This is a genomic window from Pseudoalteromonas sp. GW168-MNA-CIBAN-0100, assembly GCF_040309225.1.
In the GTDB taxonomy this organism is placed as follows: Bacteria; Pseudomonadota; Gammaproteobacteria; order Enterobacterales; family Alteromonadaceae; genus Pseudoalteromonas; species Pseudoalteromonas arctica.
In genome coordinates this window covers 1-267 of sequence record NZ_JBEOOL010000615.1, presented here as the reverse complement: position 1 = coordinate 267, position 267 = coordinate 1, and the positions used below count along the sequence as shown (strand labels likewise).

The 267-nt window shown below is 37.1% G+C and carries 1 protein-coding gene; it reads right to left on the bottom strand.

The features are described from left to right. A partial coding sequence (locus tag AAEY62_RS22675) for a rhodanese-like domain-containing protein (RefSeq protein WP_502935556.1) occupies positions 1 to 188 on the bottom strand: 188 nt, incomplete at its 3' end. Between the last annotated feature and the right edge of the window lie 79 nt (positions 189 to 267).

Below are 267 nucleotides of genomic sequence, written 5' to 3'. Positions count from 1 at the left end.
GTATTAGGTAATGGGTTAGAGCGATCTGCTAGTTCATTTTTAATATCAAAGCGCTGCGCGTTAGGCAGCATAGCTATTGGAGAGTACTCCCCAATAAAGGATGCGCGCAACATCCCTGCATCAAGAATAACGAGTTTAGCTTGCTCTAAACGCGCATATAACCATTGTGTGCTGACTATATTTTTCATTTTTTACCAAATTTGAAGGCATGCAATAACTATATTTTGTTAAAGTCTGCTTATAAATAAAATTTAGGCTGGTTACAAA